This window comes from Winogradskyella ouciana, from assembly GCF_965284585.1.
GTDB lineage: Bacteria > Bacteroidota > Bacteroidia > Flavobacteriales > Flavobacteriaceae > Winogradskyella > Winogradskyella ouciana.
Window position 1 is genome coordinate 273,561 of sequence record NZ_OZ260095.1, and the last position, 25,061, is coordinate 298,621.

At 35.7% G+C, this 25,061-nt stretch carries 25 protein-coding genes and 5 tRNA genes; 4 read left to right on the plus strand and 26 right to left on the minus strand.

Annotated elements, in window-relative coordinates:
* Nucleotides 1-93: 93 nt before the first annotated feature.
* From rpoB to ACQ65V_RS01250, 21 genes are all read right to left on the minus strand, one after another.
* The gene (rpoB, locus tag ACQ65V_RS01150; RefSeq protein ID WP_155088603.1) at nt 94-3,906 is read right to left on the minus strand and encodes a DNA-directed RNA polymerase subunit beta; all 3,813 of its coding nucleotides are present in this window, start codon (nt 3,904-3,906) and stop codon (nt 94-96) included.
* Nucleotides 3,907-4,036: 130 nt separating this feature from the next.
* On the minus strand, nt 4,037-4,414 hold the full coding sequence (gene rplL, locus ACQ65V_RS01155) for a 50S ribosomal protein L7/L12 (protein ID WP_155088602.1): 378 nt from the start codon (nt 4,412-4,414) through the stop codon (nt 4,037-4,039).
* A 59-nt stretch (nt 4,415-4,473) separates the two neighbouring features.
* Nucleotides 4,474-4,995, minus strand: a complete 522-nt coding sequence (gene rplJ / locus ACQ65V_RS01160) for a 50S ribosomal protein L10 (protein ID WP_273290496.1) — start codon at nt 4,993-4,995, stop codon at nt 4,474-4,476.
* Nucleotides 4,996-5,014: 19 nt separating this feature from the next.
* A complete protein-coding gene (rplA, locus tag ACQ65V_RS01165; protein ID WP_430466570.1) occupies nt 5,015-5,704 on the minus strand; it encodes a 50S ribosomal protein L1 in 690 nt (229 codons plus the stop codon).
* A 10-nt stretch (nt 5,705-5,714) separates the two neighbouring features.
* On the minus strand, nt 5,715-6,155 hold the full coding sequence (rplK, locus tag ACQ65V_RS01170; RefSeq protein WP_155088599.1) for a 50S ribosomal protein L11: 441 nt from the start codon (nt 6,153-6,155) through the stop codon (nt 5,715-5,717).
* A gap of 69 nt (nt 6,156-6,224) precedes the next feature.
* Nucleotides 6,225-6,770: a transcription termination/antitermination protein NusG gene (gene nusG, locus ACQ65V_RS01175; protein ID WP_155088598.1), complete on the minus strand. Its 546-nt coding sequence runs from the start codon at nt 6,768-6,770 to the stop codon at nt 6,225-6,227.
* Between the two features lie 19 nt (nt 6,771-6,789).
* The gene (gene secE, locus ACQ65V_RS01180) at nt 6,790-6,984 is read right to left on the minus strand and encodes a preprotein translocase subunit SecE (RefSeq protein WP_155088597.1); all 195 of its coding nucleotides are present in this window, start codon (nt 6,982-6,984) and stop codon (nt 6,790-6,792) included.
* Between the two features lie 44 nt (nt 6,985-7,028).
* Nucleotides 7,029-7,101, minus strand: a tRNA-Trp gene (locus ACQ65V_RS01185).
* Between the two features lie 64 nt (nt 7,102-7,165).
* Nucleotides 7,166-8,353, minus strand: a complete 1,188-nt coding sequence (gene tuf / locus ACQ65V_RS01190) for an elongation factor Tu (protein WP_155088596.1) — start codon at nt 8,351-8,353, stop codon at nt 7,166-7,168.
* Between the two features lie 65 nt (nt 8,354-8,418).
* Nucleotides 8,419-8,490 (minus strand) — tRNA-Thr (locus ACQ65V_RS01195).
* Nucleotides 8,491-8,550: 60 nt separating this feature from the next.
* Nucleotides 8,551-8,623, minus strand: a tRNA-Gly gene (locus ACQ65V_RS01200).
* Between the two features lie 236 nt (nt 8,624-8,859).
* Nucleotides 8,860-8,942, minus strand: a tRNA-Tyr gene (locus tag ACQ65V_RS01205).
* Nucleotides 8,943-9,005: 63 nt separating this feature from the next.
* Nucleotides 9,006-9,079 (minus strand) — tRNA-Thr (locus ACQ65V_RS01210).
* Between the two features lie 114 nt (nt 9,080-9,193).
* On the minus strand, nt 9,194-9,496 hold the full coding sequence (hpf, locus tag ACQ65V_RS01215) for a ribosome hibernation-promoting factor, HPF/YfiA family (protein WP_155088595.1): 303 nt from the start codon (nt 9,494-9,496) through the stop codon (nt 9,194-9,196).
* A gap of 69 nt (nt 9,497-9,565) precedes the next feature.
* Nucleotides 9,566-10,456, minus strand: coding sequence for a tyrosine-type recombinase/integrase (locus tag ACQ65V_RS01220; RefSeq protein WP_430466571.1), 891 nt, complete (start codon nt 10,454-10,456; stop codon nt 9,566-9,568).
* A gap of 108 nt (nt 10,457-10,564) precedes the next feature.
* Nucleotides 10,565-11,734, minus strand: a complete 1,170-nt coding sequence (locus ACQ65V_RS01225; RefSeq protein WP_430466572.1) for an acyl-CoA dehydrogenase family protein — start codon at nt 11,732-11,734, stop codon at nt 10,565-10,567.
* Between the two features lie 12 nt (nt 11,735-11,746).
* The gene (locus tag ACQ65V_RS01230) at nt 11,747-12,619 is read right to left on the minus strand and encodes a ComEA family DNA-binding protein (RefSeq protein WP_430466573.1); all 873 of its coding nucleotides are present in this window, start codon (nt 12,617-12,619) and stop codon (nt 11,747-11,749) included.
* A 17-nt stretch (nt 12,620-12,636) separates the two neighbouring features.
* Nucleotides 12,637-14,328: an alanine/glycine:cation symporter family protein gene (locus tag ACQ65V_RS01235; RefSeq protein WP_273290506.1), complete on the minus strand. Its 1,692-nt coding sequence runs from the start codon at nt 14,326-14,328 to the stop codon at nt 12,637-12,639.
* A 95-nt stretch (nt 14,329-14,423) separates the two neighbouring features.
* A complete protein-coding gene (locus ACQ65V_RS01240; protein WP_273290508.1) occupies nt 14,424-15,446 on the minus strand; it encodes a potassium channel family protein in 1,023 nt (340 codons plus the stop codon).
* 1 nt (nt 15,447) lies between these two features.
* Complete coding sequence (locus ACQ65V_RS01245; protein WP_155088589.1) at nt 15,448-15,675, minus strand: PspC domain-containing protein; 228 nt, start codon at nt 15,673-15,675, stop codon at nt 15,448-15,450.
* A 22-nt stretch (nt 15,676-15,697) separates the two neighbouring features.
* Complete coding sequence (locus tag ACQ65V_RS01250; protein WP_430466574.1) at nt 15,698-16,969, minus strand: DUF2851 family protein; 1,272 nt, start codon at nt 16,967-16,969, stop codon at nt 15,698-15,700.
* A 116-nt stretch (nt 16,970-17,085) separates the two neighbouring features.
* Between ACQ65V_RS01250 and ACQ65V_RS01255 the strand changes: the two genes are divergently transcribed.
* Together ACQ65V_RS01255 and ACQ65V_RS01260 are read left to right on the plus strand one after the other, a co-directional pair.
* Nucleotides 17,086-18,228, plus strand: coding sequence for an endonuclease/exonuclease/phosphatase family protein (locus ACQ65V_RS01255; protein ID WP_273290511.1), 1,143 nt, complete (start codon nt 17,086-17,088; stop codon nt 18,226-18,228).
* A 57-nt stretch (nt 18,229-18,285) separates the two neighbouring features.
* Entirely contained in the window at nt 18,286-18,696 is a 411-nt protein-coding gene (locus ACQ65V_RS01260) for a lipocalin family protein (protein WP_273290513.1), read from the plus strand.
* A 111-nt stretch (nt 18,697-18,807) separates the two neighbouring features.
* Here the strand turns inward: ACQ65V_RS01260 and ACQ65V_RS01265 are convergent, their stop codons facing one another.
* Both ACQ65V_RS01265 and ACQ65V_RS01270 read right to left on the minus strand, forming a co-directional pair.
* Nucleotides 18,808-19,788, minus strand: coding sequence for a PLP-dependent cysteine synthase family protein (locus tag ACQ65V_RS01265; RefSeq protein ID WP_430466575.1), 981 nt, complete (start codon nt 19,786-19,788; stop codon nt 18,808-18,810).
* Nucleotides 19,789-20,055: 267 nt separating this feature from the next.
* On the minus strand, nt 20,056-21,288 hold the full coding sequence (locus ACQ65V_RS01270) for an ABC transporter permease (RefSeq protein WP_430466576.1): 1,233 nt from the start codon (nt 21,286-21,288) through the stop codon (nt 20,056-20,058).
* 9 nt (nt 21,289-21,297) lie between these two features.
* Between ACQ65V_RS01270 and ACQ65V_RS01275 the strand changes: the two genes are divergently transcribed.
* On the plus strand, nt 21,298-22,581 hold the full coding sequence (locus ACQ65V_RS01275) for an exo-beta-N-acetylmuramidase NamZ family protein (RefSeq protein WP_430466577.1): 1,284 nt from the start codon (nt 21,298-21,300) through the stop codon (nt 22,579-22,581).
* Nucleotides 22,574-22,762: a hypothetical protein gene (locus ACQ65V_RS01280; protein ID WP_430466578.1), complete on the plus strand. Its 189-nt coding sequence runs from the start codon at nt 22,574-22,576 to the stop codon at nt 22,760-22,762. The genes ACQ65V_RS01275 and ACQ65V_RS01280 overlap by 8 nt, the downstream gene beginning before the upstream one ends.
* A 3-nt stretch (nt 22,763-22,765) precedes the next feature.
* Here the strand turns inward: ACQ65V_RS01280 and ACQ65V_RS01285 are convergent, their stop codons facing one another.
* From ACQ65V_RS01285 to ACQ65V_RS01295, 3 genes are all read right to left on the minus strand, one after another.
* On the minus strand, nt 22,766-23,197 hold the full coding sequence (locus ACQ65V_RS01285) for a hypothetical protein (RefSeq protein ID WP_430466579.1): 432 nt from the start codon (nt 23,195-23,197) through the stop codon (nt 22,766-22,768).
* Nucleotides 23,198-23,349: 152 nt separating this feature from the next.
* Complete coding sequence (locus ACQ65V_RS01290) at nt 23,350-24,189, minus strand: glycerophosphodiester phosphodiesterase family protein (protein WP_430466580.1); 840 nt, start codon at nt 24,187-24,189, stop codon at nt 23,350-23,352.
* A 25-nt stretch (nt 24,190-24,214) separates the two neighbouring features.
* Nucleotides 24,215-25,060, minus strand: coding sequence for a sterol desaturase family protein (locus tag ACQ65V_RS01295; RefSeq protein WP_430468604.1), 846 nt, complete (start codon nt 25,058-25,060; stop codon nt 24,215-24,217).
* Nucleotide 25,061 lies beyond the last annotated feature (1 nt).

Consider the following 25,061-nt stretch of genomic DNA (forward strand, 5'->3'; position numbering starts at 1 on the left):
TTTATAGTCTTCAGTTTGCAGTTTGCAGTCCTCAGTCGTTCTAAAAATGCAGTATAATACTGCCTACTGACGACTGCTTACTGCCGACCTAATTTATTCTTCTAATCTAATATCTAATCCTAAACCTTTCAATTCGTGCATAAGTACGTTGAACGATTCTGGTAGTCCTGGTTCTGGCATTGGCTCTCCCTTAACGATAGCTTCGTAAGTTTTTGCTCTACCTATAACGTCATCTGATTTTACAGTTAAGATTTCACGTAACGTACTTGATGCTCCATAAGCCTCAAGTGCCCAAACCTCCATCTCACCAAAACGCTGACCACCAAATTGTGCTTTACCACCTAATGGCTGTTGTGTAATTAATGAGTAAGGTCCGATAGAACGTGCGTGCATCTTATCGTCAATCATGTGGCCCAGTTTAATCATATAGATGACACCAACTGTTGCCGGTTGATCAAAACGATCTCCTGTACCACCATCATAAAGATATGTATGACCAAATCTTGGGATACCAGCTTCATCTGTGTATTCATTGATTTGGTCTAGCGTAGCCCCATCAAAAATTGGTGTTGCATACGTTTTACCAAGGTCTTTACCAGCCCATCCCAATACGGTTTCATAAATCTGACCGATATTCATACGAGACGGTACGCCTAATGGATTCAATACGATATCTACTGGAGTTCCATCTTCTAAGAATGGCATATCCTCTTGACGAACGATACGTGCAACGATACCTTTGTTACCGTGACGACCTGCCATCTTATCACCTACTTTAAGCTTACGCTTTTTAGCGATGTAAACTTTAGCAAGCTTAATGATACCTGCTGGTAATTCATCACCAACAGAGATGGTAAACTTCTCACGTCTTAATGACCCTTGAAGATCATTTTCCTTAATCTTATAGTTGTGGATTAAGTCTGCTACAAGTTCGTTTGTTTTATCATCAGTGGTCCACTTTCCAGATGTTAAGTGCGTGTAATCATCTACAGCATTCAACATTTTTAAAGTGTACTTTTTACCTTTTGGAATGATTTCCTCACCAAGATCGTTATAGATACCTTGTGCTGTTTTACCATTTACAATAGCAAATAGTTTTTCAACTAAAATAGACTGTAAATCATCAAAACGCTTATCATAAGCATCTTCTAATTTCTCGATATCTTCTTTATCTTGAGCTCTCTTTCTCTTATCTTTTACTGCTCTGGCAAATAATTTTTTATCGATTACAACTCCATTCAGTGATGGAGATGCTTTTAAAGATGCATCTTTTACATCACCTGCTTTATCACCGAAAATTGCTCTCAGTAATTTTTCTTCAGGAGTTGGATCTGATTCACCTTTTGGAGTAATCTTACCTATTAAGATATCGCCTGGTTTGATCTCAGCACCAATGCGAATCATACCATGTTCATCTAAATCCTTAGTGGCTTCTTCAGAAACGTTAGGAATATCATTGGTCAACTCTTCGTTACCCAACTTTGTATCTCTAACTTCTAATGAATACTCATCGATATGGATAGATGTAAAGATATCATCACGTACTACTTTTTCAGAAATTACAATCGCATCCTCAAAGTTATACCCTTTCCAAGGCATAAAGGCTACTTTCATATTTCTACCTAAAGCTAATTCACCATTTTGAGTCGCATAACCTTCACAAAGTACTTGACCTTTAGCAACTTTATCACCTTTCTCAACGATAGGCTTTAAGTTAATAGAAGTTCCTTGGTTTGTTTTTCTGAACTTAACTAAAGGATATTCTTTAGTGTCGCTATCGAAACTTACCATGGCTTCCTCCTCAGTACGCTTGTATTTGATGATGATTTTATCTGCATCAACATATTCTACAACACCTTCTCCTTCAGCATTTATCAATACTCTAGAATCTGATGCTACCTGACGCTCTAAACCTGTACCAACGATTGGTGCTTCTGGACGTAATAATGGAACGGCCTGGCGCATCATGTTAGATCCCATCAATGCACGGTTGGCATCATCATGCTCCAAGAATGGAATCAATGATGCTGAAATCGATGCAATCTGGTTTGGTGCAACATCTGTGTAATTAACATTTGTTGGCTCAATTACAGGGAAATCACCTTCTTGACGTGCAATTACTTTATCATGCTGAATTTTTCCTTTGCCATCAACCTCTACAGTTGCTTGGGCTATCATTTGCTCCTCCTCTTCCTCAGCACTTAAATATGTAGGTGTATTTTTAATATCAACGACACCGTTATCAACTTTTCTGTATGGAGTTTCAATGAATCCCATTGAATTCACCTTTGCGAAAACAGACAATGAAGATATTAATCCAATGTTTGGTCCTTCTGGTGTTTCAATAGGACATAAACGTCCGTAGTGAGTATAGTGAACATCACGTACCTCGAAACCTGCTCTCTCTCTCGATAAACCACCAGGCCCTAATGCAGATAAACGACGCTTATGCGTAATCTCCGCCAAAGGATTGGTTTGATCCATAAATTGAGATAACTGGTTTGTACCGAAGAAGGAATTAATTACCGAAGACAATGTCTTAGCGTTAATTAAATCTATCGGTGTAAATACTTCGTTATCACGAACGTTCATGCGCTCACGAATAGTACGAGCCATACGAGCCAAACCAACACCAAATTGCGTAGATAACTGCTCACCTACTGTACGTACACGACGGTTAGATAAGTGATCGATATCATCAATCTCTGCTTTAGAGTTGATAAGCTCAATTAAATATTTAATAATGGTAATGATATCTTCTTTGGTAAGCACTTGCTTATCCATTCCGATATCTAAACCTAATTTTTTGTTCATTCTATAACGACCTACTTCACCTAAAGAGTAACGTTGGTCAGAGAAGAATAACTTGTCAATTATACCACGAGCCGTTTCCTCATCTGGCGGCTCTGCATTACGCAATTGACGGTAGATATGCTCAACAGCTTCTTTTTCAGAGTTTGTTGGATCCTTCTGTAATGTGTTATGTATGATTGCGTAATCTCCTTGCTGAGCACTTTCTTTGTGTAAAAGAATGGTTTTTACTTCAGCCTCAAGGATTTCTTCAATATTCTCCTTATCGATTATAGTGTCACGATCTAATACAATCTCGTTACGCTCAATAGATACAACTTCACCAGTATCTTCATCAACGAAATCCTCGTGCCAAGTGTTAAGCACACGTGCAGCAAGTTTACGACCGATAACTTTCTTTAATCCAGATTTTGAAACCTTCACCTCTTCTGCAAGGTCAAAAATCTCTAAAATATCTTTATCTCGTTCAAATCCGATAGCACGGAAAAGTGTTGTAACCGGTAATTTTTTCTTTCTATCAATATAAGCATACATTACGCTATTGATATCTGTAGCAAATTCTATCCAAGATCCCTTAAAAGGAATAACTCTTGCAGAATATAATTTTGTTCCATTAGCATGGAACGACTGGCTAAAGAACACACCAGGTGATCTGTGCAATTGAGATACAACTACACGTTCTGCACCATTGATACAAAATGTACCACTTGGTGTCATATATGGAATGGTACCTAAATATACATCTTGAACGATTGTTTCGAAATCCTCATGCTCAGGATCCGTACAATACAACTTCAATCTTGCTTTTAAAGGTACACTGTATGTTAATCCTCTTTCAATACATTCTTCGATAGTATATCTTGGCGGATCAATGAAGTAATCTAAAAATTCTAATACGAATTGATTACGTGTGTCTGTAATTGGGAAGTTCTCCATGAAGGTGTTGTACAGCCCTTCATTTCCTCTTTCTTCTGACTTTGTTTCTAATTGGAAAAAATCCTGGAAGGATTTAATTTGAATATCCAAAAAGTCTGGGTAATCTGTTCTATTTACAATAGAAGAGAAATTAATTCTTTCAGCCTTTTTTGCTAACATTGATGAACGAGATTTTATTAAATAAAAACTATAAAGTGTATATAACGTTTATATACACAAAAGGGTTTAGGTCCTATCCCGAAGTTTTTTCGGGACAGACCTAAACCATATGTTGTAGGTTAAGGTAAGCTTACTTAAGCTCAACCTCAGCTCCTGCCTCTTCTAACTGAGTTTTTAAAGCTTCAGCTTCGTCTTTTGCAACACCTTCTTTAATTGGGCTTGGTGCGTCATCTACTAATCCTTTAGCATCTTTTAAACCTAAACCAGTTAATTCTTTAACTAATTTAACTACTGCTAATTTAGAACCACCAGCTGCTTTTAATATTACGTCGAATTCAGTTTGCTCTTCAGCAGCGTCTCCACCACCTGCAGCAGCACCACCAGCAACAGCTACAGCTGCAGCAGCAGGCTCAATACCGTACTCGTCTTTTAATATAGTTGCTAATTCATTAACTTCTTTTACTGTTAAGTTAACTAATTGTTCTGCGAAATCTTTTAAATCTGCCATTTTTCTATTGTTTTAATCTGTGTGTGTTTATTATAATTTTTTAATTGTGTTCTTTGTGATTATCCTTCTCTTTCGGATAATGTTTTTACAATTCCAGCGATTGTTCCACCACTAGATTTAAGTGCTGAAATAACATTCTTAGCAGGAGATTGTAATAATGTAACGATCTCGCCAATAAGTTCTTCTCTAGACTTAATATCTACTAATGTGTCTAATAAATCGTCTCCAACATAAATTGCTTCTTCAATGAAAGCACCTTTTAATAAAGGCTTTTCTGATTTTTTACGAAACTCTTTAATTACTTTTGCCGGAGCATTACCTGTTTCAGAATACATTACAGATGTATTACCTTTTAAAGTCATTGGTAACTCACCGAAATCCTTGTCCGATGCTTCCATTGCTTTCTCTAAAAGTGTATTCTTTACAACAGCTAACTTGATGTTAGACTTGAAACACGCTCTTCTTAAATTTGAAGTTGTTGCTGCATCTAATCCAGAAATATCTGTTAAATAGATATTTGTATTATCTGCTAATTGAGCAGTCAACTCTTCAATTACTACGGATTTTTCTTCTCTTGTCATAATATTCTAAGTTTAACTACTACCCTATTTTTGTGTCAATTGCAATACTTGGACTCATTGTACTAGACATATAAATGCTCTTTACATATGTTCCTTTAGATGCTGTTGGTTTCAATTTCATCAAAGTTGTCAATAATTCATTTGCATTACCAACCAATTTTTCAGTGCTAAATGATGCCTTGCCAATTGGTGCGTGTACAATTCCAGTTTTATCAACTTTAAAATCTATCTTACCAGCCTTTACTTCACTAACAGCCTTACCTATGTCCATAGTAACTGTACCAGTCTTAGGGTTTGGCATAAGACCTCTTGGCCCTAATACTCTACCTAATGGTCCTAACTTACCCATAACGCTTGGCATAGTAACGATAACGTCAACATCTGTCCAACCTTCTTTTATTTTCTGTAAGTAATCATCTAACCCAACATAATCAGCACCAGCTTCTTTAGCCTCTGCTTCTTTATCTGGAGTTACTAATGCAAGAACCTTCATGTCTTTACCTGTACCATGTGGTAAAGAAACCACTCCACGCACCATTTGATTGGCTTTACGTGGATCTACACCTAATCTAACTGCTAAATCTACTGAAGCGTCAAACTTTGTATATGTAATTTCTTTTAGTAAAGCTGAAGCTTCTTCTACGGAGTAAAGCTTGTTATTATCAACCTTTGCTCTTGCTTCTTTTTGCTTCTTTGTTAATCTTGCCATTTCTAAAAATTTAGTTTGGAGCTTCTCCTCCTTTAACAGTGATACCCATCGATCTTGCTGTACCAGCTACCATTTTCATAGCTGATCCGATTTCAAATGCATTTAAATCTTGCATTTTATCTTCAGCAATCGCTTTAACTTGATCCCAAGTTACTTTTGCTACTTTACGTCGGTTAGGTTCTCCTGATCCTTTCTTTACTTTGGCCGCTTCTAATAATTGTACTGCTGCTGGTGGAGTTTTGATTACAAAGTCAAATGATTTGTCTTTGAAAACCGAAATTACCACAGGTAATACTTTACCTGGTCTATCTTGGGTTCTAGCATTAAATTGCTTACAGAACTCCATAATATTAACTCCAGCGGCACCTAAAGCGGGTCCTACCGGTGGCGATGGATTCGCAGCACCTCCCCGAACTTGTAACTTAACTACTTTGTCTAGTTCTTTTGCCATTTTTTAAATTTTAGTGCGCTTGTCTATTTTGGAAGCTTAGACCATGCGCTATCTTTATTGTAACAATTATTATAACTTTTCTACTTGCATATAGCTTAACTCTAATGGTGTTTTTCTTCCGAAAATCTTAACCATTACCTCTAGCTTACGCTTTTCTTCATTTATCTTTTCGATAGTACCATCAAACCCATTGAAAGGACCATCGATAACTTTTACAGTTTCTCCTTTTGTAAACGGGATTGCAACATTAGCATCTGCTTCAATTGCCAATTCATCTACTTTACCTAACATTCTATTTACTTCAGACTGTCTTAATGGCACAGGGTCTCCTCCTTTAGTCTCACCTAAAAAACCAATAACATTTGTAATTGATTTAATAATGTGAGGTATCTCACCACTTAAATTGGCTTGAATCATAATGTAACCTGGGAAATAAACTTTCTCTTTGTTAATTTTCTTTCCGTTACGTATTTGAATCACTTTTTCGGTAGGCACTAATACTTGATCAACAAAATCCTCTAAACCTAACCTAGAAATTTCATTTTCTATGTAGGTCTTAATTTTATTCTCTTGACCGCTTACTGCTCTAACAACATACCATTTTTTTTCTGACATCTTCTCTCTTGTATATTTGTTAGTTTAAAAAATCAAAATAAGCTTTAACAGCTTTACTGAACACAGTATCTACACCCCAAATAGCCAAAGAAAAAATAATTGAAAACACTGCTACAAGAACAGTCAATCTTTGAGCTTCTGGCCATGGTGTCCATGACACATGGTTTTTTAACTCCTCAAATGATTCCTTTATATATGTAATTACTCCTGCCATTTGTATATCTTTTTTAAGCTAAGTTGTTAGCTCATTTTGTCTTGCACGGGTTGAGAGACTCGAACTCCCGACACCTGGTTTTGGAGACCAGTGCTCTACCAACTGAGCTAAACCCGTAAATAATAATCAAGGCATCCCGATTTTTCGGGACACCTTAATATATCATTTAACTATAATTTGTTTAGTCTAAAATTTCAGTTACCTGACCAGCACCAACTGTTCTACCACCTTCACGGATAGCGAAACGTAAACCTACGTTCATTGCAATTGGTTGGATTAACTCAACAGTAATAGTTAAGTTATCACCAGGCATTACCATTTCAACACCATCTGGCAACTGAATGTTTCCAGTTACGTCAGTTGTACGTACGTAGAACTGTGGACGGTAGTTGTTATGGAATGGAGTGTGACGTCCACCTTCTTCTTTCTTAAGGATATAAACCTCAGCTTTAAATTTAGCGTGTGGTGTTACAGAACCTGGCTTAGTAATTACCATACCTCTAGAGATTTGAGTTTTCTCAATACCTCTTAATAAGATACCAGCGTTATCACCAGCTTCACCTCTATCTAATATTTGACGGAACATCTCGATACCAGTAATAGTAGAATTTAATTTCTCAGCACCCATACCGATGATTTCAACTGGGTCACCTGTGTTAGCTACACCAGTCTCAATACGACCAGTTGCCACTGTACCACGACCAGTAATAGAGAATACATCTTCAATAGGCATTAAGAAAGGCTTGTCCATATCACGAACTGGCTCTTCAATCCACTCATCTACATTCTTCATTAATTCCATCACAGAATCAACCCACTTTTGCTCACCGTTAAGTGCACCTAAGGCAGAACCCGCTATTACAGGACCATTATCACCATCATATTCGTAGAATGATAATAAATCTCTGATTTCCATTTCAACCAATTCTAATAACTCTTCATCATCAACCATATCCACTTTATTCATGAATACAACGATACGAGGAATACCTACCTGACGTCCAAGTAAGATATGCTCACGAGTTTGTGGCATAGGACCGTCTGTTGCAGCAACAACCAAGATAGCACCATCCATTTGAGCAGCACCAGTAACCATGTTCTTTACGTAATCCGCGTGACCTGGACAGTCAACGTGAGCGTAATGACGATTTGCTGTTGCATATTCTACGTGTGAAGTATTAATTGTAATACCTCTTTCTTTCTCCTCTGGAGCATTATCAATTTGATCAAACGACATCGCGCTTGATAAACCTGCATCAGCTAATACTTTAGTAATAGCAGCAGTTAAAGTTGTTTTACCGTGATCTACGTGTCCAATAGTACCAATGTTTAAATGTGGTTTTGAACGATCGAAAGTTGCCTTTGCCATGTTTAATTTATTTTAATCTTTAATATTAGTGTTCAATTTTTGTTCTAAACTATCTTAGAAAAAAGAGCCAATGACGAGATTTGAACTCGTGACCTCTTCCTTACCAAGGAAACGCTCTACCCCTGAGCTACACCGGCGTAAAGTGTTTTGATTCTCTCTCTGAATGAGTGAGATTCCTGCCTTCGCAGGAAATTTAGAGCGGGAGACCGGGTTCGAACCGGCGACATTCAGCTTGGAAGGCTGACGCTCTACCAACTGAGCTACTCCCGCATTTATAATTAAGTCTCCTTAATTAATGGTTTTCATTATTTCAAATGGATCTCTGCTTTTTGCTCGATCCTTTTCAATTAAATCAAGAATAAAACTTTTATCTCTTATTCATGGTTTATAAATAAGGATTACTTCGCTTCGCTCAGTGATCCGTGAAGGGAGACCCTTCACTAAAAATTTTAAAACACTGCTTTTACAAAAGCGAGCTTTTGACAACAGCTTATTTAAAATTTTTGTGGGGAGAGCAGGATTCGAACCTGCGAAGTCGAAAGACAACAGAGTTACAGTCTGTCCTCGTTGGCCGCTTGAGTATCTCCCCAATTTTATTCAAAATTTCAAAACATAAACATCTAAATTTTAAGCACTTATTTAGATATTTAAGAGCCGATAGAGGGACTCGAACCCACGACCTGCTGATTACAAATCAGCTGCTCTAGCCAGCTGAGCTATATCGGCTTTTTCTTACTTTTTTACAGTCAAATTTAGACCACAAAAAAGTCCGCTATTTCTAACGGACTGCAAATGTAGTGTTTTATTTTTTTATTCAAAACATTTTTGAAAAAATTTTAATTAAGTTCTTGCTCTTAACTTTTCTTTTCTCTTTTTAATTTGCCGCTCTAAAGAAGCTACAGCAATATCAGTACCTTCTTCAAAAGTTTTGCATTGTTTTTTCACAACAAAACTATCACCAGGAACACGCACTTTGGCTTCAAAAATTTTGTTTTCCTTGTCACTGGTGTTTTCAACCTTCAAATAAACATCAGACTGAATTATTTTATCATAGAACATATCTAACTTATCCATTCTTCTTTGAATAAAATCAATTAATTTTCTGTCTGCTGTGAAATTAACGGATTGGGTGTTTACTTTCATACGCTGCTTTTTAAGTTATACGATGATATTGAAAAACTTCAATATTTCTTTTGCTGCTAAGGTTAGTACTTAGCGAATATTTCTTGGATGAGATTTAGCGTACACTTTTTTTAATTCTGCAATACTATTATGTGTATATACCTGCGTAGCTGCTAAACTTGTGTGTCCAAGAAGTTCTTTTACTGCATTTAAATCAGCACCTTCATTTAATAAATGTGTTGCAAACGAATGCCTTAATACATGTGGGCTACATTTTGCCTTTGAAGATGCTTTACTAAAATACTTATTTATTATTCTGTAAACAAGCATTTCGTAAACTTTAAGACCTTTTTTTGTTAAAAATAATTGATCTTTATCTTTAATTATCGGCAACTGAGCTCTGTAATCTAGGTATCTCCCAAAAGACTCAATCAAAGTATCTATAAGTGGAATGTAGCGTTCCTTGTTACGCTTACCCAAAACCTTAAGTTGTTTTTTACTGAAATCAATGTCTGAGGTTTTAATATTAACCAGTTCAATCCGTCTTATACCTGTGGCATAAAATAACTCAATAATGAGCTGGTCTCTTGCACTTTCAAAATCATTAATCTCAATGGAATGTTCTAGGACTTGTTTCAATTCTTCTTCTGAAAAAGGTAAATGTACTTTCTTGCCTACCTTAAGTGCTCTATGTTGTTTTAATGGATTAGCTTCTATTTGCTGAATCTTTTGCAAAAATTTATAATATGAGTTGAGCGAAGATATTTTTCTATTTATCGTCCTATTAGATATTCCGCTATTGACCAGTTCCACTATCCATTGTCTTATTTCTGAATAACCTACTTTAAAAATTGGGATTTCATCATGAGCTTCTTTTAAGAACTCTTGAAACATTTCTAAATCACGGATATAAGCTAAAGCTGTATGTTTAGAATATTTCTTCTCTAATAATAAATAGTCCGAAAATGCTTTAAGGCTCATAGGTCAATTTTGTCAAAAATTAAATATAACCTTTTACATCGGAAAATTTACAAATGAAAATAAAAAAGTCCCACTAAGAGCAGGACTGTGATTCAGTTTTAAAAGCTTTTAATGAGTTGCTGGTTTATAGGACTTCTTGTCTATAATGATTTTGGAAAGTATTTCTTTGAGAATTTCAGATGTTCCGCCTCCTATTGGACCAAGTCTGCTATCCCTAAATATTCTGGCAAGCGGATATTCTTCCATATAACCATAACCACCCAAAAACTGTAAACAGTTATAGGCAACTTCATCTGCCATCTTAGTGGATTTTAGTTTAGATATTGTAGCCTCTTCAACTACATAAGCACCCTTATCTAATTGGTCAGCAACCATATAATTATAGTTTTTACATAATTGCATGTCTGCATGCATATCTACGAACCTATGGCGTAAAGCCTGATACTTATCTAAAGACTTTCCGAATGTTGTTCTCTCGGACATATACTGCAACGTATATTCTAATGCATATTCTGCTCTGGCATGTGCGTTGATTCCCATAATTAATCGCTCTAGTGCAAAATGCTGCATAATATATGGAAAGCCTTTTCCCTCTTCGCCCATCAACTGACTCGCAGGTACTTTAACATTATCAAAAGCTATCTCTCCAGTATCTGAAGCGCGCCAACCTAATTTGTCTAGTTTTGTAGCGGACACACCTTCGGTATTACTATCTACAACAAAAATGCTAATACCTTTGTTACCCAATTCTGGGCTGGTTTTAGCAGCAACAACCATATAATCACTATAAACACCATTTGTTATAAAAGTCTTAGAGCCATTAATAATATAATAGTCTCCGTCTTTCACAGCAGTAGTTCTCATACCAGCCACATCACTTCCACCAAATGGCTCTGTAACACAAAGGCAACCTATCATATCTCCAGAAATACTGTTTGCCAGATATTTTGATTTTATTGCGTCGTCACCTTCTTTATTAAGATGGGTCATTGCCAGGTATGCATGTGCCCAAATGGCTGCGGCAAAACCACCTGAATTAATTCTTTGTAATTCTTCAAGTAGAATAACGGTGTAAAATAAGTCTAAATCCAGTCCTCCGTATTTTTCAGGATATGCCAGACCAAAGTAACCCATATCGCCAAATTTCTTCCAGATGAAACGTTCTATATGACCAGTTTCTTCCCATTTTTCGATATGAGGCACAACCTCTTTTTGCAAAAAATCCCTAAGACTTTCTCTAAATAAATTATGTTCTTCCGTGAAATATATATTAGACATATGGTGCAATTTTTACAGATGCAAATATAACTTAATTATCTCGATCTTTTTGATAGGAAAGTCTTCAACTTTTGTTAATTCTTCTAAAGATTTAAAGCCATCGCGCAACGTTCGTTCTTCAATAATGTTATTAGCAACTTCGTAATCTATATATTGAATTGTAACCAATTCATCTCTAGTTGCAGAATTTATGTTGTGCTTTGTGATTTCTCTCGGTGTTTTTACTGTGAAGTCATTTTTTATACGCTCAATCACCTCTGGCGTTAATCCCCAAACTTCCATAAGCTCTACATCTGCTATAAAACCACCTTTATGCTTGTTTCGATATTGAATAATGCGCTCCGAAAGTTTCTCACCCACTCCATATACTTTCTGTAGTTGTGAAGCTGTTGCTTTATTTAAGTCAATTTTTTGAGTATAAGTTTTGGGTGTGTTGTTTGAAAATGAGTTACTATATCCATTTGATTTAGGTTTCGGATTTGTCACCCAATCTGGAAATTTAAAATAAGGAGATATTGTTGCTAAAAATGAATCCGACACTTTTGTCACATTCTGAAACTCCTTAGCTGAATTTACCCAACGATTAGTTTCCCTAAATTGATGGAGCCTATCAATTTCTTCATTAGTCATCCCTAAAGTGTAACCTTTATAATCTGTAATGTAATTCGGATTGAAAGGATAGATTTTAGGTTTGGTGTTTTCAATTTCCACCACGTGAAGCGAATCTAACTCCTTTCTAAAAGTTTCTAATTGCTTATTATTGACCAGAACATTGTCATTGGAAAAATCGACAAATGCGTAAATGCACTGTGCTATTATTATGATGAAAATTAATAAAAAAATCCCATTCCGTTGTTGATTAGAAAACTGGAAATGGGATTTCATCAATAAACTATTTATGTTTAAAGCTTTTCATTTAAATCTTCAGCACCTTCATCAATAGCATCTTCTTTAACACTTATTGCCCTGTAATATTTACTGAGCTCTTTCTTAATTATTGGTGATAGCAATACCACACCAATGATGTTAGGTACAACCATAGCAAAAATCATGGCATCTGAGAAGTCGATTACCGCTCCTAAACTTATTGAAGCTCCGACCACAACAAAAAACAAGAATAATATTTTATACGCCAAGTCAGTTAGCTTCCCTTTTCCGAATAAAAACACCCAGCCTTGCATACCGTAGTAAGACCAAGAGATCATTGTTGAAAATGCAAATAGAATTACCGCAATGGTAAGTATGATTGAGAAATGTGGAATTACGGAATCAAAAGCACTTGCAGTAATTTCTACTCCCTCAGTAATTTCTACACCATACTCCATAAATCCTCCATCAAAATTGGTGATTACAATTACCAGAGCTGTCATTGTACAGATAACAACCGTATCTACAAATGGCTCTAATAAGGCGACAATACCTTCGGAAGCAGGATATTTTGTTCTAACTGCTGAGTGGGCAATTGCTGCCGACCCAACACCAGCTTCGTTTGAAAATGCACCTCTTCTAATACCTTGAATCATAACTCCAACAAGTCCACCTGCAATACCTAAGCCTGTAAATGCACCATTGTAAATCAAGCTAAACGCATCATCAATTAAAGAAAAGTTTGCACCAAGGATAATTAAAGCGGCAAGAACATAAATCCCAGCCATAAATGGTACAATTTTCTCCGTTACTTTTGCTATACGCTTTATACCTCCGATAATAACAACAGCCACTAAAACTGCCATTACCAATCCAAAATATAAACCTGCATTATCTGAAGTTTCTAAATCGAATAATTTTACAAATTGAGCAGCTGCTTGATTGGCCTGGAACATGTTACCACCTCCAAAAGAACCACCAATTACAAATATGGCAAACAACACGGCCAAGACCTTACCAAAGCCTCCCATACCTTTTGATTTTAATCCTTTGGTTAAATAATACATAGGACCTCCATACACAGTACCGTCTTCACCAACATCCCTATATTTTACACCCAATGTACACTCGGCAAATTTTGACGCCATACCTAACAAGCCGGCTACAATCATCCAAAACGTTGCACCAGGACCACCAATGGACAAGGCCACTGCTACACCAGCAATATTTCCCAAACCAACAGTAGCGGATAATGCAGCTGTTAAAGCCTGAAAATGTGACACCTCACCGTCTGCACCTTCATCTCTAATAGTTTCTATGAGGTCTTCACCTTCATTTGGCGTACTATCACCATACAATGTATCTGCCTGAGGTTTATTTTCATCTAAGTTTGCTGTAACGGCAATACCTTCATCTCCGTACAATTGATCTGCTCCGTGCTTTTCAATATCCTCGTATTGGCCTCTAACAACTTTTATCGCTGTTCTAAAGCCTGTAATGTTTATGAATTTAAAATATATCGTAAAATACAAAGCACCACCAATCAACACAATTAATACCCAAGGAATTTGGTAGGTTTCTGAAAATGGAATTTCGTAAAATATACCATCAACAAACCAACCTGTATAGTCCTTAAAAATTCTATCGATTTTTTCAGAGGTAGTTTCTTGTGCAAAATTCAATAATGGTAAAGAAAGTGCAAAAAGTGATAGAAGATATTTCTTCATGAGTATAGTTATTAGTTAGTTTTTATATTAAAGCCGACAAGATGCTAAAAAAATTTGAGTTTATAAAGCCTTAGACGTTAAAATGGTTTTAGAGCTTAAACAATATTGTATTCAGAATTTAAACGTTGTATCTGTTCTGGACGCCCAAGAACAATAATTTTGGATCCAGCTACTAATTTAGTGCTTGCCTCAGGATTAACAACATAATCGCCTTTGGCATCCTTAAAACCAATGACTGTACAACCCGTTTTTTTGCGAAGATCTAAGTCTCTTATAGTTCTTGCCTCTTTAACATTATAAAGTTGTTCTACTTTTACCTCTTCTACATTAATATTTCTTTCTCCTACAATTCCTAAATTATCAATAAACTCTACTAAATCTGGTATTACAACTAAAGATGCCATGTGGTCTCCTCCAATCCTATCTGGTAAAATAACATTGTTAGCACCTGCCAATTTGAGCTTATTATATGATGTCTCTTCTGACGCTCTACTGATTATGGTCATTCCGTTATTAATTTGTCTAGCAGATAACACTACAAACAAATTGTCGGCATCACTTGGTAAGGCACAAATTAAAGTACTTGCTCGTTCAATGCCAGCATCATACAGCGTTTGGTCCTCATTGGCATTTCCATAAACAAATGGAATATCGTCTTCTTGGAATCTCTCTATCACATCCTTATTACGTTCTATCACTAAAAATGGCTTATTATAGGCCAGCAACTTTTTTGCTGCTTGCTTGCCATTGCGACCATAACCACAAATGACAATATGGTCGGTCATTTCATCTATTTTCTTCTGCATCCTACGTTGTTTTATATCTTCAAAATTATTTTTGCTCAAAATATACTCAGTGATTATTGAAATTGCATATCCAACAATGACGACACTAGAGAGTATTAAAAATATGGTGAAAATCTTGGCTTCTGTATCCAAAGGGTTTACTTCACCATAACCAACAGTTGTAATGGTTATAACCGTCATATAAACAGCATCAATCCAACTATATTCAGAAACAAACCTATACCCAAAAACACCTATACAAAGCACAAAAAAAAGCAATAACAGTGCTGTATAAATTTTAGACCTAAAAAGTTTAATGAGAGGGTTATTCATACTATAGATCAAATACTGATGAGCGTTTTGTATAAATTATATCCTTAATCCGTATCCAAAATGCCAAAAACAAATACAGTGCAAAACCAAACCCAACTGTTACAAAAGTTAAGTACATAAATGAGGTTCTAACAATCTTAGCCCTTATACCCAAGCGGTCTGCTATCCGTTGGCAAACATAGTAACCACGTTTTTGAAAATAATGTAATAGGGTGTAAAACAAATTCATACTGCAATATATAGCAAATAGCTCAATTTTTAACGATTAGTTGATTTCCTATAGCACACTGTAAACATTTATTTTTGTCGCAATAGTGCTGTTTTAGTTGTAATAATGCTTGAGAACTCAGCGCATTTTTTTCTAATGATTTTAATTGTAAAAACTTTTTGACTATACTGTTGTTTTCAAGCTTTATTTCTTTAATGAGGTCGAATAATTCACCTTCAATTGATTGTCCTTGATATTTTGCGTAACTAAATTTTAAAGGAATAATAGTGTTAATGATTAGTAAATCTATAAAAGACTTGGTCAATAGTTTCTTAGAAATTTTTGAAGCTTTAGCAAATGTGTAATGCGTCATCCAAAACTCATTGACTCCTTTGTTAAACAATTTATAAAACTCATCTTTTTTATTCATTACCATCACTTTAGAAAATAGCTGGTGCTCCGTAGTGTATAGATTTGCAAATTGCGACAAACGTATTGTAGGGAAATTAGGTGGTCTTAACCTAAAAAACTGCAAAGGCAAAACCCCTTCATTTCTAAGTGTGAATTTTTGCTTTAAATATTGATAGCGCAATTTTAAATCCAAGTGGTAGGCGTCTTGCACATCATCATCCAACAAACCCGCTTGTCCAAACAACAAAGCTTCCATTTCCAATACATCATTCTGAAGTTTCCTTACCACTGAATAATCAATTGATTTTGCCAAGCTTAAAAAAGCTTCACCATTTACTTTAAGTCCGAAATTCTTCAATAACATTATAAACAAAACGGCTTCCCAATCGTTATTGGACTGTTGTAAAAGTGTAGAAATATCATCAGATTTTCGCTCTAAGCGTTCTATGAACAAACGCTCTAACCAATTGTTTAACAGAAAATCATCTATATCCGAAAAATCAGACTCACAATTAATCCAAGATTTGGACTTCATTAGTTTTTGATAATTCCCAAATAGATCATCGTCAACATAGTGTTTCAATTCAAGTGTTGGAATTTCAGAATTGTCTTTTCTAAAAACCTCTGTATCATGTTCCCATACGACATGAAGGATAACATTATCGTAGGCTTTATCTTTTTCATGATTGTGCAAGTACCAATCAGACGATTTTATATGAATTTCTATATTCCCAGCCCAAAGTTGACCATTAATACTTAATTGCCCATTAAAAAAATCTGGGCCAGCATTATGATTGTGCTGACCAAGATGTTTTATGGAAATGGTCTCTCCACTTACTGTTTTAAGGGATTGTGATGAAAACGCCTTGTGTTTCCAAACGTAATGAAGAAAGTCTTCTTGCATGGTTCTAAAATAGACATTTGAATTGAAACAAAAAAGACGAAAAATACGTAATCCTACGTATAAAAACCGACTGTTTTTATGATTAACTTGTAGTCGTAAACCAATACCAACCCACTATGCGTTACTTTGCTTTAAAAAACGATTTCCCTGAATTAGAAGAACGTAAGCGCGTTATTAAACGATTAACCAGCCTCAAAGAAGATCTTGACGAAAAAATTCCTGAAAAAATCTTTAATGAAAATGTGCTTATTGCCACATGGAACATAAGGGATTTTGACTCCAATCAATATGGTTATGGTCCACGTACCAAGGAAGCTTTTTTCTATATGTCCGAGATTATCTCAAGTTTTGATTTGGTCGCCATACAAGAAGTCAATGAAGACCTTTTTGCCTTTAACCGTTTAATGTACGTTATGGGTGACCAGTGGGATTACATAATGACAGATGTCACCGAAGGTCATTCGGGCAATGGTGAACGTATGGCCTATATCTACGACACCAACCGTGTATCTTTTCAGAAAGTGGCAGGTGAAATTGTACTGACTCCCAGTAAGCTTATAGGTGACAAAAAGCAGTTTGCCCGAACACCTTTTTTAGTAGCTTTTCAATCGGGTTGGTTTAAGTTTAAACTTTGTACTGTTCATATTTATTTTGGTTCGGCTTCTGGGGAAAAACTAAAACAACGTATCGAAGAAATAGACACCATAGCAGAAAACTTAAAAAAGCGCGCTAAACGCTATGACGAAAACCTCATTCTTTTAGGTGACTTTAATATTTATAGTCCAGAGCACAAAACCATGAAAGCCTTAAAAAAACATGGCTTTAAAATTCCAAAAGGTATTGAAGACAACCCAAGTAATATGTACCAAACCAAACACTATGATCAAATTGCCTTTATGGAAAAAAAAGGTGAAGTTGTACACGGAGATCAAGACAATAGTGCTGGTGCCTATAATTATTATAACAGAGTCTTTAGCACTCGCCAGTTTCCTGACTACCAAGAAGTGGTCTTACAGAATTTAAAAGGCAAATTGGCAAAGCAAAAAGATAAGTTAGCCAACACTACCGATGCTGAAAAAAAAGTAAAAATACAGAAATCAATAGATGAGTTTAAGGCCATTATTGCCGATCCGGATGCACAAAAGGACTATTACAAAAAAGAGTGGCGAACATTTCAGCTCAGCGATCACCTACCCATGTGGACTGAATTAAAAATAAATTTCAGTTTAACGTATTTAGAGAAGATTAAGAATGAATAAGACCAATACTTGTCTAACTCAGTCCGTTTTACTAACTTTAAAATAAAAACAAAAGTTATGAAACGCATATTATTAATCTTGGCAGTGGTTGCTACTGTAACGAGTTGCAGCCGAGATGAAGACCACAATTATTCCGCTATTGAAAATTTAATTGGCCAATGGGAACTACAAAGTAGAATCCTAAATGACACCGATCCACAACCAACGGACGATGCCAAATTTATCTTTAGAGACGATAATGATATTAGAGATTTTAAAGGCTTGTTTACTTTAGAAAGCAATGATACAAGTTCCGGCACATTTAAGATTACCAACAATGGAAATGTGATGGAATTTGAAACATCCAATGGGATCACTTTCTCTTATGAATACATTTTAAATACAGCTACTTTAGTTCTAGGTTATGCCAATGCCGATGGTGACGTTGTTAAAGAAACTTGGATAAAGACAAGCAATTTTATAGATTAATTAAGACGTTTTTGTTTTAAAAAAATCAAATGCCCAAAGTATTTCTTTGGGCATTTGATTTTTATTATTGAGTGTTCTGTCTTTAAGTAAAGCAGATGCAGAAAAACATGGCTATTCAATATAACCCTTCTCACGCATCCAATCGTCATTAAACATTTTACCTACGTAACGACTTCCATGATCGTGATAAAGTACTACCACAACATCATCTGGTTTAAAATGTTCTTTTAATTGTAGCACACCTTTTATAGCAGCACCTGCTGAGTTACCCAAGAACATGCCTTCTTCTTTTGCCAACAATTGCGTGTAAACCGCTGCATCCTTATCGGTTACTTTGGTAAACCCATCGATAATGCTAAAGTCCACATTTTCTGGTAATATGTCTTCTCCAATACCTTCAGTGACGTAAGGATAGATTTCGTTTTCGTCAAACTCACCTGTTTCATGATATTTTTTAAATACCGAACCGTAGGTATCCACTCCCCAAACTTTAATATCCGGATTTTGTTCCTTTAGGTACTTCCCTACTCCAGAAATGGTTCCACCTGTACCAACGCCAACTACAAAATGGGTAATCTTACCGTCTGTTTGTTTCCAGATTTCTGGTCCAGTGCTTTGGTAGTGTGCCTTAGTATTGCTTGGATTATCATATTGATTGACGTACCAAGAATTTGGAGTTTCTTCACCCAAACGTTTAGACACCGAATAATAACTACGAGGATTGTCTGGCTCAACATCTGTTGGACAGACCACAACCTCAGCTCCCATAGCCTTTAACACATCCATTTTCTCTTTAGACTGCTTATCGCTAATTACAAAAATGCACTTGTAACCTTTTACAATAGCGGCTAAAGCCAAGCCCATTCCTGTGTTACCAGAAGTTCCTTCTATAATTGTTCCGCCTGGCTTCAATCTTCCGTCAGCTTCGGCATCTTCAATCATTTGCAATGCCATACGGTCTTTCACCGAGTTTCCTGGGTTAAAGGTTTCGTATTTAGCGAGTACCAAACAAGGCAGCTCTTCAACCAATTTATTCATTTTTACCAGAGGAGTGTTTCCTATAGTACCTAATATATTTTCTGCGTAGTCCATAAAATCAATTTGCGGTGCAAATTTAAGTATAAAGTAATAAGTAGAAAGTAAAAAGTCGGTTATGTTTTCAATGCTATTAGCTGATTAAAAAATTCCGAACATCAAAATCTAAATTCCAAATTTTCAAGAAAAAATGTTGAATATAGCAACACAAAAAATCACGAAAAAAACGCATAAAAATCAATGGTTAAGCAACAAACACCATCTGTTCCCTTCTGGGGAAAATTACAAGCTATTGGGTAAGCTATAACTTATACCAAGGGACATTTAATCAAACCGAATGGCCTTAACTGGTGAAATTCTTGAGATGATAATTGAAGGAATCATCAACATTAATAAACAAGCAATGAAAGTTCCTATATTCAACAATAAGATGTAGTCCCAACTGATATAAACTGGTGCTTCACTGACGTAGTAGGTATCTGGATTTAGAGGAAACAATTTAAAATACTTCTGAGCAAATAATAGCCCAAGTCCTATAAGATTTCCCCAAATTAAACCCAAACCAATCAGATAGGATGCATTATATAAAAACACCTTTCTTATGGACCAATTAGAACTTCCCAAGGCTTTTAGAACACCAATCATATTGGTGCGCTCTAAGATCAGTACCAAAAGTGTGGTTATCATGTTAATACCAGCAACGATAATCATAATTGCGATAATGATATTTGTGTTGCTATCAAAAATTTTAATCCATTCAAAAACCGTGTAGTATTTTTTGTTTACGGGTCTGGCATTGAGATAAGAACCTGACTCTTTATAAACCTGTGGAACTATTTCATCTAATTCTGAAAAATTATCTACAAAAACTTCAAAACTGCCTATTTCGTCAGCTTTCCACTTATTGAGACGTTGTATATGTCTTATATCTGCAATGCAGAATTTTTTGTCCAATTCCTGAAAGCCTGAATTATAAATTCCTACGATTTCATAATTGATAATACGTGGTGGTCTTTCAAGATTTTCACCAAATAAGGTTTGAAATTTATCTCCGACATTAAAGCCTAATCTATTCGCCAAATAACTTGAAACTAAAATCTCTTCATTTCGTTTTCCTGTAAAATCGGGCAGACGACCTTCTACTAAAAATTCTTTAAAATAATCCCACTTATAGTCAGCTCCTACGCCTTTTACCACGACACCTTCAAAATCAGTTTCTGTTCTAATAACGGCAAACTTTGTGGCAACGGCTTGAATGTGTGTTACTCCTTCAACCGAATTGAATTCAGGGTAAAAATCTTGATCTTTGGAAATAGGCACTTGAGATTCATCGGAAGCATTGGTATCGAAATTGGTAATTTCTATATGACCATTAAAAGCCACAACCTTATCCCTTATCTTTTGCTGTAAGCCCAAACCGGTAGCAATGGCAACAAGCATAACAATAATACCAATAGCAATTGCGGCAATTCCAATTTTAATTATTGGTGCCGAAACACTACTTTTATACGCTTTACTGCCAATAATGCGTTTAGCTATAAACAACTCAAAATTCAAAATCTAAATATGCTTTTTAAGGTTTTCAAAAATACTGTTTTATTATTTGTCTTGGTAGCGATTTCTTGTGGAGGAAAAGTTGAAAGTGGAAAAGTGAAAGCTGAAAGTTTGAAGCAGGAAGCTCGAAGCACGAAGCCAAAGGGTGACAAAGCAATTGTTGTTGGTGCTGATCAAACGGAACAGTATTTACCATTGCTTAAAGGAAAGCGTGTTGGTGTTGTGGCTAATCAGACGTCTGTAATATTTAAAGAGATTGCCACGTCTCGTAAAAAAAACGAGACTCGCAATGACAGTTCATTTGTACATTTAGTTGATTCATTATTAGATTTAGATATCAACATCAAAAAAGTCTTTTCACCTGAACATGGTTTTAGAGGTACTGCAGATGCTGGTGAAAAGGTAAAAGATGGTGTGGATACCAAAACAGGTTTGCCTATTTTTTCACTTCATGGAAAACACAAAAAACCAACCAAAGAACAGTTAGAGGACTTAGATATAGTGGTTTTTGATATACAGGATGTTGGTGTTCGATTTTACACCTACATCTCTACGTTGCATTATGTTATGGAAGCTTGTGCAGAGAATAATGTACCGTTGCTTATTTTAGATCGACCAAATCCTAATGGCAATTACATTGATGGTCCTGTATTGGAAAAAGAACACAGCAGCTTTTTGGGCATGCATCCTATTCCTTTGGTTCATGGTATGACGATTGGTGAATATGCACAAATGATTAATGGTGAAAAATGGTTAAGCAATGGAGTTACTTGTGATATCACTGTTATTGAAATGGAAAATTACAATCATGACAGCCTTTACAGCTTACCTATTAGACCTTCACCTAATTTACCAAATGATCAATCCATTACGTTATATCCGAGTTTAGGTTTGTTTGAAGGCACCAATATAAATGCTGGACGTGGTACAGAGTTTCAATTTCAACGTTATGGTGCACCCTTTTTAGATAAAAGTCATTATGAATTCAGCTATACTCCAAAACCAAATTTCGGTTCTAAATATCCTAAGCATAAAGATGACGTTTGTTATGGCGCAGATTTATCTAATGTAAAGGCTGAAAGGGAATTTACCCTAAAGTACGTTATGGATGCATATAACCATGCTACAGATAAATCCAAGGTCTTCAATACGGCTAATTTTACAAAGCATGCAGGAACAGCGAAATTGCAACAACAAATTGAAGCTGGACTAAGCGAAACTGAAATTAGAGCAACCTGGAAAGATGATTTGGATGACTATAAAGAGATGCGAGTAAAATATTTAATTTATGAATAATAGTCTTACCTTAAAATTTATGAAAGCTTTTGTAATGTATGCTTTCGTTATGACTTTTATATTGGGTTGCACATCTGACAATTCCGACGAAAGACCATTTTGCTCAGAATATAATGTACAAAGTCCTGATGATAATTTTATTCCATGTGAGGACGAAGAATCCCCTTGCAAATGTGGTTAGAGTTTAATTATTATCAGTCACTGCTACTTTAACTGGTTCCGTTGCTACAATGTCTTCTGAAATTTCTTGTTCGGGTAAATCTTTAGGAATATCCTTTAATATTCTTACCACAAACACAATCCGCTTTGGTGATTGTACAGCTACCAAAACATGCTTTCCTTTAGGTAATTTATTTAGCGGTAATTCAAAATAAGTGGTGTCAACGTAAACATCAAAATCTCTTCCGTAGTCTTTATTGATGGAATAGAGATAATTGATTTTTGTGTCACTTTTGAGAATTAGCGTGTCTTTTGTAGCGTTTAGTTGATGTATCAAACCTTTGGCTTGAATGTTTCTATTCTTTTCAAGTTTAGCATAATGCTCTTGCGCTTTAAGTGAGAAGCTCAATAAAAAAATGAGAATAATGAGGAGACAGATTCGGATTAAATTTTTCACTATGGCATTACTTAGAATTAAACGTGAGTTTGTTTATTCCAACAGTAATTAATTAATCCACAGCAAACATAAATGGTTTATGAATTTACAGACTAAAAAATCCATTAAATACATAAATATTAGAGCAACGACATCTTTTTGTTGATAAACTGTTAATAACGGTTGTTTTTACGTATCTCTATAAGCCTATCTGGATAATCCGTAATAATGCCATCGATATTCCATCTTAGCATCTTAAACATGTCTTGTTCTTCGTTAATCGTCCAAGGAATTATTTTATATCCTTTATCTTGATAATTCATTATCAAATCATGTGATGTTAACAATTCAAAATATGGACTTATAATCTCTGGTTTATAGGATAATTCAGCCAGCTTCGTTGCAATATTTTCATCCTCGTCAATTAATAGTGCTACTCTCATCTTTGGAGATTGCTTTTTTACTTCTTCGAGAATAGCCAAATCAAAGGATTGCAGATTCACGCGATTGAACAAGCCTTTGTCCTCAATTTCATCCAATACAATTTTCACATATTCCTTTGGGTGAGGTGTGTAAATGCCATAATATTTAGGCTTGGACTTTATTTCAATATTGAATTTAACCTCTGACTCTTTCACCTTATCCATTTCAAAAACTTCGGATAGAAGAGGCTTGTATGTTTTTAGCTTTTCTTGCTCTGGATAAGACGGATGAAACTTGGAGCCACAGTCAAATTGTTTAATCTCCTCGTGAGTCATGTGATAGAGATTGTAAGCCATATCCATTTCTTCAGGAATCTCATTACCTTCTGGGTTAACGCAAGTAAATCGGCTTATAAACGGCTCATGAGACACCACGACTTCTTTATCCTTGGTAATGGCAATATCGAGCTCTAGAGTATGTACACCGAGATCAATGGCCTTTTCAAAAGCTGGTAAGGAATTTTCAGGCAAAAGCCCTCTACAGCCTCTATGTCCTTGCACATCTAATTTTGGGTTTGAATTGCAGCTCATTAGCAAGCAAATTATTAAAAGAAAATTACTGTTTCTCAAAATCAGCTGACAAGGTAGGTTTTTCATATTTCTGAAAAGGTTGCTTTAACAATTCACCGATATGCCCATTCTTTTTCTCATCAGGAAACACATCGACTCCATACACCAATTTTTCGCGATCCATGTACATGTACGTCCCAAATAGGCGATCCCAAATGCTAAAGATATTGCCATAGTTAGAATCTGTATAAGGCAATCTGTAATGGTGGTGAATTTTGTGCATATCTGGCGACACTATAAAATAACTTAAAGCTTTATCCAAACCTTTAGGCATCTTAATATTTGCATGTGTAAACTGGGTAAACACCAATGACAAGGACTGGTACAAAAACACTAAAGCTATTGGTGTACCGACAATTAAAACTCCCAAAAGCGTGAATATAAATCTTATAACACTTTCTATAGGATGATGTCTGTTGGCCGTTGTTGTATCTACATTGTGGTCTGTATGATGCACCAAATGCACCATCCACAGAGGTTTTACTTTGTGTTCTACATAGTGAGCCAAATAGGCACCAAAAAAATCCAGTAACAGTACTCCCAAAAGTGCATACAACCATAACGGCATTTCCGGTAACCAATTAATAATTCCAAAATCATTGGCTTTTACCCAGTCAGCTGCGCCAAGCAACAGAAAAGCAAAAGCAAAATTGATGATTACCGTGGTTAACGTAAAAAATAAATTAGGTAGTGCATGTCTCCATTTGTTGTATTTAAACTTAAATAAAGGTAGTCCGCTTTCAATTAACCAAAACAGAGTAAGTCCACCAACCAAAATAAGACTACGGTGTTTGGACGGGATGGTCTCAAAATAATTAATTAAGGTTTCCACC

What these genes read in the sequence shown, in the direction of transcription:
- rpoB (WP_155088603.1), bottom strand. Translation starts at nt 3,906, where the DNA reads ATGTTAGCAAAAAAGGCTGAAAGAATTAATTTCTCTTCTATTGTAAAT.
- rplL (WP_155088602.1), bottom strand. Translation starts at nt 4,414, where the DNA reads ATGGCAGATTTAAAAGATTTCGCAGAACAATTAGTTAACTTAACAGTA.
- rplJ (WP_273290496.1), bottom strand. Translation starts at nt 4,995, where the DNA reads ATGACAAGAGAAGAAAAATCCGTAGTAATTGAAGAGTTGACTGCTCAA.
- rplA (WP_430466570.1), bottom strand. Translation starts at nt 5,704, where the DNA reads ATGGCAAGATTAACAAAGAAGCAAAAAGAAGCAAGAGCAAAGGTTGAT.
- rplK (WP_155088599.1), bottom strand. Translation starts at nt 6,155, where the DNA reads ATGGCAAAAGAACTAGACAAAGTAGTTAAGTTACAAGTTCGGGGAGGT.
- nusG (WP_155088598.1), bottom strand. Translation starts at nt 6,770, where the DNA reads ATGTCAGAAAAAAAATGGTATGTTGTTAGAGCAGTAAGCGGTCAAGAG.
- secE (WP_155088597.1), bottom strand. Translation starts at nt 6,984, where the DNA reads ATGGCAGGAGTAATTACATATATAAAGGAATCATTTGAGGAGTTAAAA.
- tuf (WP_155088596.1), bottom strand. Translation starts at nt 8,353, where the DNA reads ATGGCAAAGGCAACTTTCGATCGTTCAAAACCACATTTAAACATTGGT.
- hpf (WP_155088595.1), bottom strand. Translation starts at nt 9,496, where the DNA reads ATGAAAGTAAACACCCAATCCGTTAATTTCACAGCAGACAGAAAATTA.
- ACQ65V_RS01220 (WP_430466571.1), bottom strand. Translation starts at nt 10,456, where the DNA reads ATGAGCCTTAAAGCATTTTCGGACTATTTATTATTAGAGAAGAAATAT.
- ACQ65V_RS01225 (WP_430466572.1), bottom strand. Translation starts at nt 11,734, where the DNA reads ATGTCTAATATATATTTCACGGAAGAACATAATTTATTTAGAGAAAGT.
- ACQ65V_RS01230 (WP_430466573.1), bottom strand. Translation starts at nt 12,619, where the DNA reads ATGAAATCCCATTTCCAGTTTTCTAATCAACAACGGAATGGGATTTTT.
- ACQ65V_RS01235 (WP_273290506.1), bottom strand. Translation starts at nt 14,328, where the DNA reads ATGAAGAAATATCTTCTATCACTTTTTGCACTTTCTTTACCATTATTG.
- ACQ65V_RS01240 (WP_273290508.1), bottom strand. Translation starts at nt 15,446, where the DNA reads ATGAATAACCCTCTCATTAAACTTTTTAGGTCTAAAATTTATACAGCA.
- ACQ65V_RS01245 (WP_155088589.1), bottom strand. Translation starts at nt 15,675, where the DNA reads ATGAATTTGTTTTACACCCTATTACATTATTTTCAAAAACGTGGTTAC.
- ACQ65V_RS01250 (WP_430466574.1), bottom strand. Translation starts at nt 16,969, where the DNA reads ATGCAAGAAGACTTTCTTCATTACGTTTGGAAACACAAGGCGTTTTCA.
- ACQ65V_RS01255 (WP_273290511.1), top strand. Translation starts at nt 17,086, where the DNA reads ATGCGTTACTTTGCTTTAAAAAACGATTTCCCTGAATTAGAAGAACGT.
- ACQ65V_RS01260 (WP_273290513.1), top strand. Translation starts at nt 18,286, where the DNA reads ATGAAACGCATATTATTAATCTTGGCAGTGGTTGCTACTGTAACGAGT.
- ACQ65V_RS01265 (WP_430466575.1), bottom strand. Translation starts at nt 19,788, where the DNA reads ATGGACTACGCAGAAAATATATTAGGTACTATAGGAAACACTCCTCTG.
- ACQ65V_RS01275 (WP_430466577.1), top strand. Translation starts at nt 21,298, where the DNA reads ATGCTTTTTAAGGTTTTCAAAAATACTGTTTTATTATTTGTCTTGGTA.
- ACQ65V_RS01280 (WP_430466578.1), top strand. Translation starts at nt 22,574, where the DNA reads ATGAATAATAGTCTTACCTTAAAATTTATGAAAGCTTTTGTAATGTAT.
- ACQ65V_RS01290 (WP_430466580.1), bottom strand. Translation starts at nt 24,189, where the DNA reads ATGAGCTGCAATTCAAACCCAAAATTAGATGTGCAAGGACATAGAGGC.